At 67.1% G+C, this 17,761-nt stretch carries 13 protein-coding genes and 1 riboswitch; of the genes, 5 read left to right on the top strand and 8 right to left on the bottom strand.

Going from position 1 to position 17,761, the window contains the following annotated elements:
• Window positions 1-14: 14 nt before the first annotated feature.
• Complete coding sequence (pyk, locus tag ACT9F5_RS13370) at window positions 15-1,481, bottom strand: pyruvate kinase (protein ID WP_445120456.1); 1,467 nt, start codon at window positions 1,479-1,481, stop codon at window positions 15-17.
• Window positions 1,482-1,564: 83 nt separating this feature from the next.
• Here pyk and ACT9F5_RS13365 point away from each other — a divergent pair, with 83 nt between their 5' ends.
• The gene (locus ACT9F5_RS13365; RefSeq protein WP_445120455.1) at window positions 1,565-2,161 is read left to right on the top strand and encodes a GNAT family N-acetyltransferase; all 597 of its coding nucleotides are present in this window, start codon (window positions 1,565-1,567) and stop codon (window positions 2,159-2,161) included.
• On the opposite strand, the gene ACT9F5_RS13360 is transcribed toward ACT9F5_RS13365, so the two are convergent.
• The 3 genes from ACT9F5_RS13360 to ACT9F5_RS13350 all read right to left on the bottom strand — a co-directional run bounded on the left by ACT9F5_RS13360 (window position 2,137) and on the right by ACT9F5_RS13350 (window position 7,766).
• Complete coding sequence (locus ACT9F5_RS13360; protein WP_445120454.1) at window positions 2,137-4,455, bottom strand: tetratricopeptide repeat protein; 2,319 nt, start codon at window positions 4,453-4,455, stop codon at window positions 2,137-2,139. The genes ACT9F5_RS13365 and ACT9F5_RS13360 overlap by 25 nt on opposite strands.
• Window positions 4,452-6,491 (bottom strand): DUF3857 domain-containing protein, encoded by a 2,040-nt coding sequence (locus tag ACT9F5_RS13355; protein WP_445120453.1) that lies wholly within the window; start codon window positions 6,489-6,491, stop codon window positions 4,452-4,454. The genes ACT9F5_RS13360 and ACT9F5_RS13355 overlap by 4 nt, the downstream gene beginning before the upstream one ends.
• A gap of 99 nt (window positions 6,492-6,590) precedes the next feature.
• Window positions 6,591-7,766, bottom strand: a complete 1,176-nt coding sequence (locus ACT9F5_RS13350; RefSeq protein ID WP_445120452.1) for a phosphoglycerate kinase — start codon at window positions 7,764-7,766, stop codon at window positions 6,591-6,593.
• Between the two features lie 180 nt (window positions 7,767-7,946).
• Window positions 7,947-8,259, top strand: a riboswitch (cobalamin riboswitch).
• A 330-nt stretch (window positions 8,260-8,589) separates the two neighbouring features.
• On the opposite strand from ACT9F5_RS13350, the gene ACT9F5_RS13345 reads away from it, so the two are divergent.
• Both ACT9F5_RS13345 and ACT9F5_RS13340 read left to right on the top strand, forming a co-directional pair.
• Window positions 8,590-10,944: a ribonucleoside-diphosphate reductase subunit alpha gene (locus ACT9F5_RS13345; protein ID WP_445120551.1), complete on the top strand. Its 2,355-nt coding sequence runs from the start codon at window positions 8,590-8,592 to the stop codon at window positions 10,942-10,944.
• 115 nt (window positions 10,945-11,059) lie between these two features.
• On the top strand, window positions 11,060-12,067 hold the full coding sequence (locus tag ACT9F5_RS13340; protein WP_445120451.1) for a ribonucleotide-diphosphate reductase subunit beta: 1,008 nt from the start codon (window positions 11,060-11,062) through the stop codon (window positions 12,065-12,067).
• 250 nt (window positions 12,068-12,317) lie between these two features.
• Here ACT9F5_RS13340 and ACT9F5_RS13335 read toward each other — a convergent pair whose 3' ends face one another.
• Together ACT9F5_RS13335 and gap are read right to left on the bottom strand one after the other, a co-directional pair.
• A complete protein-coding gene (locus ACT9F5_RS13335) occupies window positions 12,318-12,722 on the bottom strand; it encodes a globin domain-containing protein (protein WP_445120450.1) in 405 nt (134 codons plus the stop codon).
• 135 nt (window positions 12,723-12,857) lie between these two features.
• Window positions 12,858-13,862, bottom strand: coding sequence for a type I glyceraldehyde-3-phosphate dehydrogenase (gap, locus tag ACT9F5_RS13330; protein ID WP_445120449.1), 1,005 nt, complete (start codon window positions 13,860-13,862; stop codon window positions 12,858-12,860).
• 110 nt (window positions 13,863-13,972) lie between these two features.
• Between gap and ACT9F5_RS13325 the strand changes: the two genes are divergently transcribed.
• Together ACT9F5_RS13325 and ACT9F5_RS13320 are read left to right on the top strand one after the other, a co-directional pair.
• Entirely contained in the window at window positions 13,973-14,791 is an 819-nt protein-coding gene (locus ACT9F5_RS13325) for a S1/P1 nuclease (protein WP_445120448.1), read from the top strand.
• Window positions 14,792-14,848: 57 nt separating this feature from the next.
• Window positions 14,849-15,715, top strand: coding sequence for an MBL fold metallo-hydrolase (locus ACT9F5_RS13320; RefSeq protein ID WP_445120447.1), 867 nt, complete (start codon window positions 14,849-14,851; stop codon window positions 15,713-15,715).
• A gap of 40 nt (window positions 15,716-15,755) precedes the next feature.
• Here ACT9F5_RS13320 and ACT9F5_RS13315 read toward each other — a convergent pair whose 3' ends face one another.
• Window positions 15,756-17,348, bottom strand: coding sequence for a TonB family protein (locus ACT9F5_RS13315; RefSeq protein ID WP_445120446.1), 1,593 nt, complete (start codon window positions 17,346-17,348; stop codon window positions 15,756-15,758).
• Window positions 17,335-17,706 carry a BlaI/MecI/CopY family transcriptional regulator gene (locus ACT9F5_RS13310; protein ID WP_445120445.1) on the bottom strand — a complete coding sequence of 124 codons (372 nt, stop codon included), beginning with the start codon at window positions 17,704-17,706 and terminating at the stop codon, window positions 17,335-17,337. The genes ACT9F5_RS13315 and ACT9F5_RS13310 overlap by 14 nt, the downstream gene beginning before the upstream one ends.
• Between the last annotated feature and the right edge of the window lie 55 nt (window positions 17,707-17,761).

Raw genomic sequence — 17,761 nt, 5'->3', positions numbered from 1 at the left:
ATCGCTGCCGAATGTTACAGCTCCCCCAATCCCTCGGCCTTGCCGCCTTCACCGACCTGCAACAGCCGCAGCGTATTGGTCGCGCCGCGGTGCTCCATGTGGTCGCCGCTGGTGAAGATCAGACGTTCGCCCTCTTCCAGCCGGTTGCTGTCGAACAATTGCTGGATCGCGCTGCGCACCGCATCGCGGGTGGCCAGGCCGCGGCTGTCGAAGTCCATCGGCACCACCGCCCGCATCAGCGCCATCTGCCGGCGGGCGCCGGGGTGGCGCGACAGCCCGAACACCGGCGCCGGCGAACGGAAGCGCGACAGGAAGCGGGCGGTGCCACCGGACTCGGTCATCGCCACGATCGCGCGCACGCCGACGTGTTCGGACAGGAACATCGCCGCCATCGCGATCGCCTGGTCGGCGCGCAGCAGGTTGCGCGGGGCGTCCTCGAAGTCGGTGTCGTGGTCGAACTGGCGCTCGGCGCCGAGGCAGATCCGCACCAGCGCCTCGACCGCCTTGACTGGATAGCGCCCGGCGGCGGATTCGGCCGACAGCATCACCGCGTCGGTGCCGTCGATCACCGCGTTGGCGACATCGAGCACTTCGGCGCGGGTCGGGATCGGGCTCTCGACCATCGACTGCAGCATCTGGGTGGCGGTGATCACCACGCGGTTGCGGGCGAGCGATTCGCGGATGATCTTCTTCTGCAGGCCGGGCAGTTCGGCGTCGCCGATCTCCACGCCGAGGTCGCCGCGCGCGACCATCACCACGTCGCTGGCGTCGATGATCTCGGCGAGATTCTCGATCGCCTCGCTGCGTTCGATCTTCGACACCAACGCGGCATCGCTGCCGGCCGCGCGCGCGACCGCGCGGGCCTCGTCCATGTCGGCGGCGTTGCGGCAGAACGACACCGCGATGAAGTCGGCGTCGAGCTGCGCGGCGACCTTGATCAGCTCGCGGTCGCGTTCGGTCAGGGCACCGAGCGACAGGCCGCCACCCTGCTTGTTGAGCCCCTTGCGATCGGACAGTTCGCCGTCGTTGAGCACGCGGGTGACGATGCGCTCGCCCTCCACCGCCTCGACCTGCAACTGCATCATGCCGTCGTCGAGCAGCAGCACGTCGCCGGCTGCGACATCGCCAGGCAGTCCGAGGTAGCTGACGCCGATTTCCTTTGTGGTTCCGGGCGCGGCATCCGCGCGCGCGACCAGGTCGAAGCGGTCACCGGTCCTGAGCTGGACCTTGCCATCGGCGAAGCGCTCGATCCGGATCTTCGGCCCGGGCAGGTCGCACAGGATGCCGACCTCGCGCCCGACCCGCTGGCCGGCCTCTCGCACGGCCTGGGCGCGGGCGATCTGCGAGGCCGGGTCACCGTGGGAAAAGTTGAGCCGGACCACGTCGACACCGGCGCCCAGCAGCGCATCGAGCACGCCGGGCGCATCGGTCGCCGGGCCAAGGGTGGCTAGGATCTTGGTGCGTCGCAGCGGTATCGACATGGCATGCTTCCCTAGGGGTGCGGGTCACGCTAGCACAGCTGCCCGACGCTTCCGGTTGCATACGAATGCATGGGGATCCCGACATGCCGCAGAACCATCCGACCGACGACCTGCCGACGCTGGAAGGTCCGCGCATCCGCTTGCGTGGCTTCCGCGAGGACGACCTGCAGGATTTCTACGCGGTCCATTCCGACCCGGTGGTCAACCGCTACTGGAGCTTCCCGGCGTGGACCGAGGTGTCGCAGGCACGCGACTACTTTGCCAGTGCGATCGGCGGCCGCGATGCCGGGCGGATGCTGTGCTGGGTGATCGCCGAAGGCGATTCCGACCGCCTCGTCGGAAGCACCACGCTGTTCGCGATCAACCGCGAACAGGGCCGGGCCGAAATCGGCTATGCGTTGCGCGCCAGCCACTGGGGTCGTGGGTACGCGCAGGAAGCGCTGCGGATGGTGCTTCACCATGCCTTCGATACTCTCGACCTGCGCCGGATCGAGGCCGACATCGACCCGCGCAACACGGGGTCGTGCAAGCTGGTCGAACGCATGGGATTCGTCCGTGAGGGGTTGTTGCGCGATCGCTGGTGCGTTGCCGGCGAAACCACCGACAGCGCAATCTACGGGCTGCTCTCTGGCGAGTGGAATGCCATCGGCGGCGATCAGAAACGCTCCGTCTCGACGTAATGCTTGCCGGACACATATAGCGCCAGGCGCCCCTGGTAGCCCGCGAGGTTTGCCGCGGGATCAACCGTTGCCTCCTCCTCGTCGCCACCGATTTGCGGATACAGCGCCACCAGTTCGATCGCCTGCGTTTGCAGTTCGCGCGCGCGCTCGAACTCGCCGGCAGCAGCGTGGCATGCGGCCAACGTGTCGAGCTGCGCGGCGCCCATGTGTTCAGCCGTTCCCATGGATGCGGCTGCTTCCATTCCCCGGGCGGGATCGAAGATCGCCGCATCCGGCGAGGTGCATCGCGCCCATGCCAGGTTGTTCGTCGCGAGGGGAATGTCCTTCGTGCGCGCCTCCTCCCAGACCCCAATCGCCTCCAGCCTCGATTCGGCGGTGTTCTTGAAGTAGTACAGCCATGCGCCGTAGTCCACGTAGGCCGAGGGATTGCTGGCGGCCAGCGCGAGCTTCATCCAACGCAGGCCCTCGGCTTCATCCACCGACCCGAGTTCACCGCGAAGCAGCATTGACCCCAGCAACGCCTGCGACTCGTGGTCGCCCTTCTCGGCATCGGCAAGCAGCCACGCCTTCGCATCGCCAAGGTTCTTTTCCATGCCGCGCCCTGCAATCGCCATCCCGGCGAGACGACGACGCGCTTCGGCGCCTCCCTCCTCCGCAGCCATGGCGGTGTATGCGGCCACGGCGCGATCGACCGTGCCAACCACTCCCGGATACTCCCACTCGTACAGGCTGGCGAGATCGAAGATCGCCTCCACGTTCCCGCGTTGCGCCGCGTCGAGCAACCAGCCCTCGACTTCCGGCCAGCGCCCGTTGCGCGAGCTTTCGTACGCCAGGTACCGTTGCGCCGAACCGCTGCCTCCATGTGCCGCCGAAGCCATGAGCGCCCACCCCTCGGCCTCGCCTGGTCCGGGCGCGTCCTGCTCGATCAATGTCAAGGCAAGCTGGAACTGGTGCTCCGGATTTCCGGCAGACGCGGCACGTCGCTGCATGTCCAGGCGCTGCTGCTCCTCGCCGCGACGGCCGTGGTAATCGGCAATCAGCGAGAACCCCGTCCCGCTCCCATTGAACGCCGGTTCCGAGAGGTATTCGATGTCGCCGGGCGAGAGTACGAATGCCTTTTCTTCGCCGGCTTCAAGGACTCGGTCGGCAATCAATACGCCTCGCGCATTGGATTCACCCGCGCGCTCGGCGTCGACGAGCCGCTGGCGCAACGCGTCGGGCAGCCTGCCTTCGTGCGTGGCGCGCCACAGTTGCGCGTACTCCACTGCAGCATGCCCGTGGTACGACAGGTCCACCGCGGCATCCAGCAGTTGCCGGCCTACCGCATCGTCGGCTTCCACGCCCAGGCCGTGCTCATAGGCATACGCCAGCATCACCATTGGCAGGACGTGTTTCTGCTCGGCATACGGGAGCCAGGCATCGACGAATCCGTCACCGCAGCCCTCGAAGGGCCGGGTCTGGCAAATCACCAGCCATGTGGCGCCCGACAGGATTCCGCCCTGGGCCGCTGCATCGCGCACGGCCGTGGCCTTGTCTTCGGCCGAGACCGCCAGCCGGGCTGCGCGCACTGCCCGGATATCCGCCGCGATGCTCTCGCCGGCCTGGGCCTGCCCTTCGATGAAGGCATCGGCAATCGCGTTGCGCTGGATCGGGAAACCCGAGAACGGACTGTCACGATCAAGCCGATAGCCGGCATCCACGAAGTCGAACGAAAGCAGTTTCTCCTTGTCCAGTTCGGGATCCCAGGCCGCCACGACCATCGGCAGATACCGCTCGACCTGGTAGGCGGCGTAGTAGTCGTAACGGAACTCCAACCCGCTGGCGTGCAGCAATGCATATGCATCGATCGCATGCAGTACACGGATCGGGCGGGCGTTACCTACCTCGGAGGCTTGCGACCAGGCGTGTCGTGACAGCGAGGCGAGCACGGCGAGTTCGGCCTCGGCGACTTCCTCCTGTCCGGTGGCTTCGGCGCACATCATCGCCGCCCGCCGCAACGCGATGCTGACCGGGGCAAGGCGCACCGCGGCGTCGAGTTGTTCGCGGTGTTCCCGGCACGCCAGCGCGTCGACACCGAGAGGTCCATAGCCGACGGCCAGCAATGCCCCGTATGCGTCGTACGCCTCGGCCCCGGCGTTTTCGAGGAAGGCATTCCATGCCGAGGCGGGGTCGGCCACCAGTTGGTCGTTGGTCACCACCGCCGCGCCGGCAAGCGCGGGCCCGGACGTGATCGTCGCCAATGCGGCCACCAGAAGGGGAGCCCGCAACAGCGCCAGCAGGGAACAGGTCTTCATTCCACGTCTCCGTTGTCCATCACATCGCGCAACAGCGCCTTCAAGCGCGCATTGCGCTCGTCCGTTCCGATCCCGGACGACACGCGGAACCGCAACCGAGCGGAAAGGCTGTCGTGGGCGTCACCGAGTTCCCGGAGGTGCGGCCCGACGGATTCCGGCATCACCTCCGGCTTCCTGGCCTCCAGTGTGGATTCGACCTGGACGTGGCCGGTTTCGATGCGGATGTCGCGCTTGTACTTGAACGCAGGCGATGCGTGCGCCACCGACTCGCCGTGGAACAACGGCGTCCAGCCGGCGGGCGTCTCCAGGTTGATCTGGTGTTCGAACCGCGCCGGGCGCGAAAAGGCGACCGGGGTGGTGCGATCAAGCCCGCTCGGCAGCGCCATGGCCCCGTCAAGCGCCTGCGCGAAAACATCGATTGCCCTTTGTTGCGCGCCTTCGCTCTCGAACGGCGAGGCGAGCCGATACAGCTCGGTGACCGTCACGACGTTGCCGCGGCGATCGTCTTCGATGTGGGGGCTCCGGAGCACGGACAATTCCCCCAATCGTCGCTGGTAGTAGTCCGCATACCGGCGGGAAAGTTCCTGCGGCCGGGCATCGACGAGCCGCCGCCGGGCATCGTCCGCCGATCGGCCCCGGTAGACGGTACTCACCTCGAACGTCATGGAACCACCGTCATCCTCTGGCCGGTAGTGCTCGACCACCCGGACTCCGGAGTCGAATTCGCGCGTCGGCTCGATCGCTTCCAATGCATCGGCACCGGTTTCAACCGGCAGTGCGACCCCATAGGAGCCCAGGTCGCTGTCACGCGGGTCGCCACCCTGTTGCGAGATCGTGGGATCCAGCCACATCACCGAATCGCCGACGCGCGCGCGGACGATGACGTGGTTGAACACCGACGCGGATGGCACGAACTCCAGCAATGCCCGGCCACGGTCAGTCGAGACCAGTGCCGGAACGGCGTCCACGCCCAACCGGTCGAGCAGCGTGACCAACAGGTAGACCTTGTCCTTGCAATCGCCATAGCGCCTGGACCAGGTGAGTGCGGGGGGATTCGGGCGATGGGTGTTCTCCCCCATCTCGGCACCGAAATAGCGGACTTCGTCCTGCACGGCGCGCAAGGCCGCGCGCACCCGTTCGAAGGGATCCTCCAGGCGCGACCATTCGGCCACCCGTGCTTCCAACTGCGCGGGCAGCTCGGTGACGGCGGGATACAGCGGCAACGCCCACGCCACCACGTCGCTCCAACGCTGGTCCACTGCGACCTGCACCAGCGGGTACGGCTGGTACCAGACCGGATAGCCGCCATCGTCAACGACCGGTGCGGAGCCGTGTACGTGGAATCGCGCCTCGGTAGCCCCTGGCAGTCGCGTTATGACCGCAGCCGGCGCGTCGTTCTCGACATGGGTTGCGAAACGCGTACCGGGATCGGCCAGTACCCGCAGGTGCACGTCCAGCACCGGGCTGCCCCACCCCATGCGACCCCAGTCCGCCATCTGGCCCGTGAGGATCGGATTGCTTCCGGAAACCGTGTAGCCAATCCGCACCAGGTCGTTGACGCGGATATCCTCGAGGACAATCAGCGCCGTGACCTCGCCATTGGCGAGGTCCTGCTCGAAGTCGCTCTCGCGCCGCGCCAGCGATATCTTTTCGGGGAGCAGGCGATCCTGCCAGTTGCCATCCCGCCGGACCTCGACACGATGGATCCGCAACTGCTGGTATTCGGGATTGAAACTTACCTGGAAGCGGCCGGCCTCGCCCAGCATCGATGCCGAGGTCGGTTCATACACGTGCTCGGTATAGCGCTGTGCACGGTCGTCGCGGCGATCGACCTGGTTGTCGTAGAGCCAGTAACGCCAGCGCCCATCCGTCACGCCGGGAGCGTCCGGATCCCATTTGGCAGGCACGTCGTGCCGCACGACGAATGCCGGCTCCGCCCCCACCGAGAACCCGTATTCACCGCGACGGAATTCAGCGTCTCCCGCGCGCGCGCCTCCCGCCGCCAGCAGCGCCAGCACCCAGATAAAGTTTCGCATCAACCCCTGATCCCCCGTGTCCCCTACCCGGCAGGCTACTACAGGGCGACGCGGTCGGGGCGGTGGACCGACCCGGCTCTGGCAACGCCGCTATGCGACTCAGCCGCGTGCGTCCAGTGCCGCCACCGCCGGCAGCTGCTTGCCTTCGAGGAACTCCAGGAACGCACCGCCGCCGGTCGAGATGTACGACACTTCGTTCTCGATCCCGTACTTGTCGACCGCCGCCAACGTGTCGCCGCCACCGGCGATCGAGAACGCCTCGCTGGCCGCGATCGCCCGCGCCAGCGCCTCGGTGCCGTGGCCGAAGGCGTCGAACTCGAACACTCCGACCGGGCCGTTCCAGACCACGGTGCCGGCGCGCTTGATCAGCTCGGCGTAGCGCGCGGCGGTGTCGGGGCCGATGTCGAGGACCATGTCGTCGGCGCCTACCGCGTCGACCGCCTTGACCGTCGCCGGCGCATCGGCGGCGAACGCGGGCGCGACCACCACGTCGGTCGGCACCGGGATGTCGGCGCCGCGCGCCTTGGCGTCGGCCATGATCTTCCTGGCGGTGTCGACCAAGTCCATCTCGACCAGCGACTTGCCGACGCCATGGCCCATCGCGGCGATGAAGGTGTTGGCGATGCCGCCACCGACGATCAGCTGGTCGACCTTCGACACCAGCGACGCCAGCAGTTCCAGCTTGGTGCTGACCTTGGAGCCGGCGACGATCGCCAGCAGCGGCCGCGCCGGCTGGTCGAGCGCCTTGCCGAGGGCGTCGAGTTCGGCCATCAGCAGCGGGCCGCCGGCGGCGACTTTCGCATGCCTGATGACGCCGTGGGTCGAGGCCTGCGCGCGGTGGGCGGTGCCGAACGCGTCCATCACGAATACGTCGCACAACCCCGCATAGGCCTTGGCCAGCGCTTCGTCGTCCTTCTTCTCGCCGACGTTCATGCGGCAGTTTTCCAGCAGCACCAGCTGGCCCGGCTTGACGTCGACGCCGCCAACCCAGTCCTTGACCAGCGGCACCTCGATGCCGAGCAACTGCGACAGGCGCTCGGCGACCGGCTGCAGCGATTCGTGCTCGCTCCAGACGCCTTCGCTGGGGCGGCCGCGGTGCGACATCACCATCACCGCCGCGCCCTTGTCCAGCGCCAGCTTCAGGGTCGGCAACGCCGCCGTGATGCGCTGCTCCGAAGTGATGCGACCGTCCGCGTCGATCGGCACGTTGAGATCCTCGCGGATCAGCACGCGCTTGCCGGAAAGGTCGAGGTCGGTCATGCGGACGATGGTCATCGATTGGGCGCCTTGGAGTCTCCCCGTCATGGAGAGGTTGGGTGGGAAGGGCCGCAGGCCCGGGCGATCACGGCTGCGGAGGCGTGCATTGTCCCGCCGGCGCCGTTCCGGGGCAAATCCCGGCACGATGCAGGACGATCAACGGATCACAACATTTTGTGTTGACGACGCGAAATATCGCGCTATGTTGTGGTTGTCGGTGCCGGCCTCGCGGCTGGCTTAAAACGGGAAGCCGGTGCGGGCTGCTCACATGAGCATGTCCAATTCCGGCGCTGCCCCGCAGCGGTAGTGGAAACGAAAGCCGTCATGGCACTGGGCAAACGCCCGGGAAGCGACGGCCGGTAGGTGGAACTGGTTTGTTGTAGGAGCGGCTTCAGCCGCGATCTGGAATCGGACGAACGACCGGGCATCCGATCGCGGCTGAAGCCGCTCCTACAGATAACGCCAGTTCCAGGTCCAGAGCCCGAAGACCTGCCGACAGCCGCGCGATGCACACCGCGCGGTGAACGGCCAGGGAGTCTCCGGACTCCGCGCCCGCGGGGGCGTGGTCGTGCGATCGATGTCGGGCCTGCGCCATGCAGGCCGCCGGTCGATGGCATGCGCGCCTCCGTGCGCCGTCCTTCGAGGGAAGGCCGGCGACCCGTGCTTCATGCACCGGAGTCACGCCATGACCACCGATACCCCCGCCGCAGTTGCGACCGACGGCACCGACACGCCCGACCTTGCCAACTCCATGAGCGGCACTGTCACTACCGCCACCGCATCGACGCCCACCACCGACGCCCCCGGCCTGACCCTGACCCCGCCCGCCGCCGCCTTCAGCATGGCGGTGACCAAGCGCAATGGCGGCCGCGAGCCGGTCGACCTCAACAAGATCGTGCGCGCGATCACCCGCTGCAGCGACGACCTGTACGCGATCGACCCGATGCGCGTCGCCACCCGCACCATCTCCGGCCTCTACGACGGCGCGAGCACCCGCGAGCTCGACGAACTGTCGATCCGCACCGCCGCGCTACTGACCGCCGAGGAGCCCGAGTACGGCCGCCTCGCCGCGCGGCTGCTGGCCGGGGTGATCGAGAAGGAAGTCGCGGCGATCGACATCAATGCGTTCTCGCAGTCGGTGCAGCGTGGCCATGAGCTGGGCGTGATCAACGCGCGCCTGCTCGGCTTCGTGCAGGCCAATGCGCGCAAGCTCAACGACGCCATCGACAACACCCTCAACAACCGCTTCGACTACTTCGGTTTGCGCACGCTGTACGACCGCTACCTGCTGCGCCACCCGACCGCGCGCACGGTGATCGAAACCCCGCAACAGTTCTTCCTGCGCGTGGCCTGCGCGCTCAGCGAGGACGTCGGCGATGCACTGGCGCTGTACCGGCGGATGGCGCAGCTGGACTACATTCCGTCGTCGCCGACGCTGTTCAACTCGGGAACCACCCACGAGCAACTGTCGTCGTGCTTCCTGCTCGACTCGCCCGAGGATTCGCTGGAAAGCATCTACCAGCGCTACATGGACGTGGCCAAGCTGAGCAAGTTCAGCGGCGGCATCGGCCTGAGCTACAGCCGCATCCGCTCGCGCGGCTCGCTGATCCGCAGCACCAACGGCCTGAGCAACGGCATCGTGCCGTGGCTGAAGACGCTCGACGCCTCGGTCGCGGCGGTCAACCAGGGCGGCAAGCGCAAGGGCGCGGCCTGCGTCTACCTGGAGCCGTGGCACGCCGACGTCGAGGAGTTCCTGGAGTTGCGCGACAACACCGGCGACGAGGCGCGGCGCACCCACAACCTCAACCTCGCCAACTGGATTCCCGACGAGTTCATGCGCCGGGTCGAGGCGGACGCGATGTGGTCGCTGTTCGACCCGTACAAGGTGCCGGCGTTGACCGACCTGTTCGGCGAAGCCTTCGACCGCGCCTACGCCGCCGCCGAGGCCGCCGGTCTCGCCCACAAGCAGGTCAAGGCGCGTGAGCTGTACGGTCGGATGATCCGCACGCTGGCGCAGACCGGCAACGGCTGGATGAACTTCAAGGACAAGTCCAACCGCGCCTGCAACCAGACCGCCAAGGCCGGCAACGTGGTGCATCTGTCGAACCTGTGCACCGAGATCCTCGAGGTCACTTCGCAGGACGAGACTGCGGTCTGCAACCTCGGCTCGATCAACCTGTCGCACCATGTCGAACTGTTCGAGGAAGGGCCTGTGCACGGCGAAGCCGGGCGCTTCGACTTCGACAAGCTGGCCGAAACCGTGCGCCTGGCCGTGCGCCAGCTCGACCGGGTGATCGACCTCAACTTCTACCCGATCGAGACCGCGCGCCGCGCCAACCTCAAATGGCGCCCGGTCGGGCTCGGTGCGATGGGTCTGCAGGACGTGTTCTTCAAGCTGCGGCTGCCGTTCGACTCAGAGCCTGCGCGGGCGCTGTCGAAGAAGATCGCCGAGGAGATCTACTTCCACGCGCTGTCGGCGTCGAACGAACTGGCGCTGGAGCACGGAAGGCACCCGGCGTTCGCCGACACCCGCGCGGCCAGTGGCGAGTTGCAGTTCGAAGCCTGGGACGTACAGCCGGGCGACCCCGAACGCTGGGACGGCCTGCGCGCGCGCATCGCCGAACACGGCCTGCGCAACTCGCTGCTGATCGCGATCGCACCGACCGCGACCATCGCCTCCATCGCCGGCTGCTACGAGTGCATCGAGCCGCAGGTGTCCAACCTGTTCAAGCGCGAAACGTTGTCGGGCGACTTCATCGTGGTCAACCGCTACCTGGTCGAGGAGCTGAAGACGCTCGGCCTGTGGACGGCGGAGCTGCGCGACGCGATCAAGCGCGCCGACGGCTCGATCCAGGGCATCGAGGCGATCCCCGAGTCACTGCGGCAGGTCTACCGCACCGCGTGGGAATTGCCGATGCGTTCGCTGATCGACATGGCCGCCGACCGCGGTGCATTCATCGACCAGAGTCAGTCGCTCAACCTGTTCATCGAGAGTCCGAACATCGGTCAGCTGTCGTCGATGTACATGTATGCGTGGAAAAAGGGATTGAAGACGACGTACTACCTGCGCTCGCGGCCGGCGACGCGGATTGCGAAGGCGACCGTCGGGAAGGCGGAGGCGAGTGCACCTGTGCCGGCGCTCGACGCGATCGCCTGCTCGCTGGAGAACCCGGAAAGCTGCGAGGCCTGCCAGTAGCGATCCGCCCCGCTTCCTGTAGGAGCGGCGCGATCGGATGCCCGGTTGCGCACACCGACTCCAGATCGCGGCTGAAGCCGCTCCTACAAAAAGCCCGAACCCTCAGGAACCCACCATGCAACCCCACCTGCTCGACCCCGGCTTCGACCTCACCCTGCGGCCGATGCGCTACCCGCGCTTCTACGACATGTACCGCGACGCGATCCGCAACACCTGGACCGTCGAGGAGGTCGACTTCTCGCTCGACGTCAACGACCTGCGCCACAAGTTCGGTCCGTCCGAGCGCCACCTGATCGAACGGCTGGTCGCGTTCTTCGCCACCGGCGATTCGATCGTCTCCAACAACCTCGTGCTCAACCTGTACCAGCACATCAACGCCCCCGAGGCGCGGATGTACCTGTCGCGGCAGCTGTATGAGGAAGCGCTGCACGTGCAGTTCTACCTCACGTTGCTCGACACCTACCTGCCCGACCCGACCGAGCGCGCACGCGCATTCGACGCGGTCGAGAACATCCCCTCGATCCGCGCCAAGGCCGCGTTCTGCTTCAAGTGGATCGATTCGATCCAGGGCCTGCAACGCATCGAGACCCGCGAGCAGCGCCGCCAGTTCCTGCTCAACCTGATCTGCTTCGCGTGCTGCATCGAGGGCCTGTTCTTCTTCGCCGCGTTCGCCTACGTCTACTATCTGCGCTCACGCGGTTTGCTGCACGGGCTGGCGTCGGGCACCAACTGGGTGTTCCGCGACGAGAGCTGCCACATGGCGTTCGCGTTCGAGGTGATCGACACCGTGCGCAAGGAGGAGCCGGGGCTGTTCGATGCCGGGCTGGAGGATGACGTGGTGCTGATGCTAACCGAGGCGGTCGACTGCGAGATGCAGTTCGCCGCCGACACCCTGTCGGGCGGCGTGGTCGGGCTGTCGCTCAAGGACATGCGCCAGTACCTGGAGTACTGTGCGGACCAGCGGCTCGGACAACTGGGGATGCCGAAGCATTTCGGCGCAAGCAACCCGTTCGGTTTCATGGACTTGCAGGATGTACAGGAGGTCACCAATTTCTTCGAGCGCCGGGTCTCGGCGTACCAGGTCGGCGTGCAGGGCGAAGTCGCCTTCGACGCCGTGTTCTGACGCGACGTCCGGTCGCGCATCGCGCACCATCCCCCGAGTCGAACCGCTCGGATCGCTCTGATCGACGGCGCCGCGAGAACGCGGTTGCAAAGGCGGCACGGAGCCGCCGCCCCGGCACGGATCGCGGGGCGACAGCAGGGATGCCGAGGGACGACATGGCAGTCGTGATGCAGCACCGGACACCGCGGGGGCCAGGGATGGCCGACAACGGGCGGAATGGATGCCGCCCACTTGCCGTACCCGGCGCGACTCAGCGCCCGCCGACCACCGGCAGGCCAAGGCCGCGGGTGGCGGCGTCGATGCCGAGCCCGTAACGCAGGCTGCGGCCAATCCGGTCGGCGTACTCGCACATCTGCTTCGCGTGTTCCTCGTCGAGCAGTTCGGTCGAGGTCTGGCGCCACAGGTCCAGCCACTCATCGAAATGCGCGGCGTCGATCGGGTGGCCGCGGTGCTTGGCCATCGGGTTGCCGCGGTAGGTCTTCGCGCCCAGCGCCACCGAGCACCAGAACGTGGTCAGCAGGCGCTTGTGTTCCGGCCAGTCGTCGACCGCCGCGTTGAACACCGGCCCGAGAGTCGGGTGGCGCTGGACGCGGTCATAGAACACGTCGACCAGTTCGGCCAGTTTCGCTTCGGTGAGTTCGGCGGGTCGGGGCATGATCGAGAACAGGACAGGTGGGGACGTGTCGATGGTGCATCGCAGAGATGGAGCCGGCCTTGCCGCAAGTCAAGCGCCCACGAAAAAGGCCGGGCGATGAACCCGGCCTTTTCGAGTGGCAGCGGCGCGCGACGCTTACTTCGCCGCGACCACCTTGACCATCTCCAGGCACTTGTTGGAGTAGCCCCACTCGTTGTCGTACCAGCTGACCAGCTTGACGAAGCTGTCGTCGAGCGCGATGCCGGCCTCGGCGTCGAAGATCGAGGTACGCGCGTCGCCGCGGAAGTCGGTGGCGACCACCTTGTCCTCGGTGTAGCCGAGGATGCCCTTCAGCGCGCCCTGCGACTGCGACTTCATCTCCGCGCAGATCTCGGCGTAGGTCGCCGGCTTCTCCAGCTCGACGGTCAGGTCGACCACCGACACGTCCGATGTCGGCACGCGGAAGCTCATGCCGGTCAGCTTCTTGTTGAGTTCCGGGATCACCACGCCGACCGCCTTGGCCGCGCCGGTGGACGACGGGATGATGTTCTCGAGGATGCCGCGGCCGCCGCGCCAGTCCTTGTTGGACGGGCCGTCGACGGTCTTCTGGGTCGCGGTGGCGGCGTGCACGGTGGTCATCAGGCCGCGCTTTATGCCCCACTTGTCGTTGAGCACCTTGGCCACCGGGGCCAGGCAGTTGGTGGTGCAGCTGGCGTTGGAGATGATCGCCTCGCCCTTGTAGGTCTTGTCGTTGACGCCATAGACGAACATCGGGGTGGCGTCCTTCGACGGCGCCGACAGGATCACCTTCTTCGCGCCGGCATCAATATGCTTCTGCGCGGTTTCGGCGGTCAGGAACAGGCCGGTCGACTCGATCACTACCTCGGCGCCGACCTCGTCCCACTTCAGGTTGGCCGGGTCGCGTTCCTGGGTCAGGCGGACCTTCTTGCCGTTGACGACCAGGTTGTCGCCGTCGACCGACACGTCGCCCTTGAAGCCGCCGTGCACGGAGTCGTACTGCAGCATGTAGGCCAGGTAGTCCGGCTCCAGCAGGTCGTTGATGGCGACGATTTCGATGTCGTTGCCGAAATTCTGCACGGCCGAGCGCAACACGTTGCGTCCGATGCGGCCGAAACCGTTGATACCAACCTTGATCGCCATTACGGGCTCCTGATGGGCGGAAACTGTGGGAGGAAGCGGATAAATCGGGGTATTTTAGCCTGTTGCCCGGGCGAATGCCCCCGTGCCCATCCCGTCCCGAGAGCCATGCCATGCGCCGTTCACGCCCGACCCTGTTGCCCATCCTGATCGCCGCGTTGCTGATGCTGCTGGCCGGGCCGGTCGGCGCGTGGGGGCCGCAGGGCCACCGGCTGGTCGCGGCGCTGGCCTGGAGCGGACTGACCCCGCAGGCGCGGGCGGAGGTCATGGTCCTGCTGGTCGGCGAGTCCGACCCCACCCTGCCCGGCATCGCCAACTGGGCCGACCAGTTGCGCGCCGAGGATCCGGACCTGGGCAGGCGCAGCGCCGGGTGGCATTACGTCAACATCGGCGAGGAAGGCTGCCACTACGACGCAGCGCGCGACTGCCCCGGCGGTAACTGCGTGGTCGGCGCGATCGACCGCCAACTGGCGATCCTGGCCGACCACGCGCAGCCGCTGGCGGCACGCCGGCAGGCGCTGAAGTTCGTGGTCCATTTCGTCGGCGACGTGCACCAGCCGATGCACGCCGGCTACGGCTACGACAAGGGCGGCAACACCGTGCAGGTCCGCGTGCCCGATGGCAGCCGGGATGGCGACGGCAGCAACCTGCACCGGCTGTGGGACAGCGGCCTGCTGAACACCGCCGGCCTCGACGACGCGGCCTACCTTCGGCACCTGCAGTCATTGCCGCCGGTGCCCGCCTCCAGCGTCGCCGGCCCGGCCGCATGGGCCGAGGCGTCCTGCGCGATCGCAGTACAGCCCGGGCTGTACCCGCCGCGCGCGAAGATCGACGACACCTATGTGCAACGCTGGCGGCCGGTGGCCGAGGCACAGCTGCGACGCGGCGGCGCGCAGTTGGCCGCGCTGTTGAACGGGGCGCTCGGGGACTGACGCAAGCCCGTTCCAACGACGCACGTACTATGGGGCGACCGCAGCGGAGGCCCAACCATGGTTCCCGATGTCCAGCCGTTCTTCCATCGCGACAGCAACACCTGGACCTACGTCATCGCAGAGCCCCACGGATCGGCGGCGGCGATCATCGACCCGGTGCTCGACTTCGACGCGCGCGCCGGCCGGGTCTCCACGGCCTCTGCCGAGGCGGTGCTGGACCATGTGCACGAGCGCAGCCTCGACGTGCAATGGATCCTCGAAACCCACGCCCATGCCGACCACCTCAGCGCCGGTGACTGGCTCCGGCGGCAACTGCCGGGCGCGCGGCTTGCGATCGGCGACGGCATCCGCACCGTGCAGCGCGAGTTCGCACCGGTCTTCAACCTCGGTACCGATTTCGCGACCGACGGCTCGCAGTTCGACCACCTGTGGCAGGCCGATGAAACCTTCACTATCGGCGCGCTGCCGGCGCGGGTGATCGGCGTGCCTGGCCACACCGACGACAGCTGCGCCTACCTTCTCGGCGACGCACTGTTCACCGGCGACTCGCTGTTCCTGCCCGACAGCGGCACTGCGCGCTGCGACTTTCCCGGTGGCAGCGCAGCGACGCTGTATCGCTCGATCCGGCAGATGTACGCACTGCCTGACGCGACCCGCGTATTCGTCTGCCACGACTATGGCGCGGGAAGCAGCCGCGAGGTCGCCTGCGAGACCACCATCGGCGAGCAGAAACGCCACAACATCCACGTCCGCGCCGACACCGGCGAAGCGGAGTTCGTGCAATTGCGCGAAGCCCGCGACGCCACCCTGTCGATGCCGGCGCTGATGCTGCCCGCGGTGCAGGTCAACATCCGCGCCGGCGCGTTGCCGGAGGCCGAGGTCAACGGCATCCGCTACCTGAAGGTGCCGCTCGACCGGTTCTGAGTCACGTTCTTATCCCAATGCGCCTGCCCCGCGATTGCACTCAATCGTCAAGGCAAACCCGCGCATCCGAATGGACATCGACCACGATGGTGTCGCAGCTCACTTCGGCAACTTGCCCAGCACCGGACAATGCCAGCAGATCGATTCCAGGCGCGGTTCCCGCCCTCCCGTCACCGGGCGGGATATCGAAGTCAACTGGAACGCGGACGCGACTCGCGATCGGCTTTCCGTTCTCGAACTCGGGATTGAACTTCCACTGCCAAGCCGCATCAACCGCCGCCTGGTCGAACACACCTGCAGGCTCGGAGCTTTCGACCACGACTTCGACCGGGTTGCCGGCGGCATCCACGTCGATCACAAGTACCACCTTGCCAGTGAGCTTCTGCTCGACCGCCGTTTTGGGGTAAGCGGGCGGTGTCAGCACGCGCGCGTCGCTGCCGACAGTCGGGGAAGGAGCGGCGTCGGGTTCGAACCGGATCGGCACCCGGACCTGGCCAGCCACTGGCTTGCCGCCGCGGATCTCCGGCTGGAACGTCCACTGCCAGGCCGCATCGATGGCCGCCTGGTCGAAGAGACCGGCCGGCTCGGAACGCTCGACTTCGATCGCGGTGGGACGTCCACTGGCATCGACATCGACCACCAGCACCACCATGCCGCCAATGCCCTGCTCGATCGCGGCCGCGGGATAGCGTGGCGGCGGCGTCCGCTCGCCGGTGACGCCCGCCAACTGGTCGGCGACGACCTGCGGTGGTTGCGCGGCCCAGGCGGTAAAGGCGACGAGCAGGGTCAGCACGCAGACAGCGGCACTGCCGAAAGCCCAGCGGGTACGGGTAGGAACGGGTTGGTTCAACATCGCGATTCTCTCCTTGAGTGGATGGCCGTAACCCCAGTGGCAGCCCAGCGGTAGCGCCTGGCTGGCCAGTTGGGCCTTCAACATCGCCTCGCCATAGGCGCGACGCGATTTGGGGTGCAGCGTGATGACGCGCTGGTCGCATGCCAGTTCCTGGTCATGGCGGAAGCGCCGGCTGGCGAGGTGCACCAGCGGGTTGAACCAGAACAGGCAGCGCAGCGCGACGACCGCCGCGTTCAGGTGCAGGTCGCCGCCGCGGATATGGCTGCGCTCATGGGCCCGCATCAACCGTTGCTGCTCGGCGCTGAAGCGCTGGTCGAAATCGGCCGGTACCACGATCCGCGGACGCAGCAGGCCGAACGCGGCGGGCAATCCGCGGATTGCGCTGGACTGCTGCAGGCCGTCCCCACGCGACCGCAACGTACCCAGCGCGCGGCGGAACCTGCGTTGCTGCAGTGCGAACCAGGCGATGGAAAACAGCACACCGATCGCCCATGCCAGCATCGCCGCCGTGCTCCCATCGATAGTCGTGGTCGGGCCATGGCTGACCGCCACTGGAAGTGCAGCGACCGGTTGCGCCATGACCGCCATCGGCGTCGCCACGGTCGCCGCCGGCAGCAGCACGGCAGCCAGTGCCGCCGGGACCAGCGACCAGCTCGCATAGGCGACTCCCGCGCCGAAGTACGTGCGCAGGTAATGCCGCGTCATCAGCACGACCAGGATCGCGGCGCTGCCGGCGATGGTCGTTTCGGCCAGCAGCGGCAGCGCGTCAGCGAGCACCATCGTCGATCTCCTGAAGCAGCTTGCGCAGCTCGGCAATGTCCTCGCCACTGAGCTTGCGCTGCTCGCTGAAGTGCGCGACCAGCGGCGCGACCCGTCCGCCGAACAGGCGGTCGAGCAGGCCTTCGCTCTCGTCGATCAACCAGTCCCCACGCTCCAGCACCGGCGTGTACAGGTAGCGGCGGCCGTCCTTCTCGGCGGCGATCGCGCCCTTGTTGAGCAGGCGGTTGAGCAGGGTCTTGATGGTCGGCTCCTGCCAGTGCCGGCTTTCCGCCAACGCCTGCACGACGTCGTCGGCGCTGCGCGGATGCTGGCGCCAGAGCACATCCATCACGATCGATTCGGCCTCGCTGATCTGCATTGTTTACATCCGTAATCTTTTCGCCAGATTACGAATGTAATCGTGATTGTCAAGA

Source organism: Lysobacter sp. F6437 (assembly GCF_052547215.1).
This window is presented reverse-complemented; position numbering and strand designations above follow the sequence as displayed.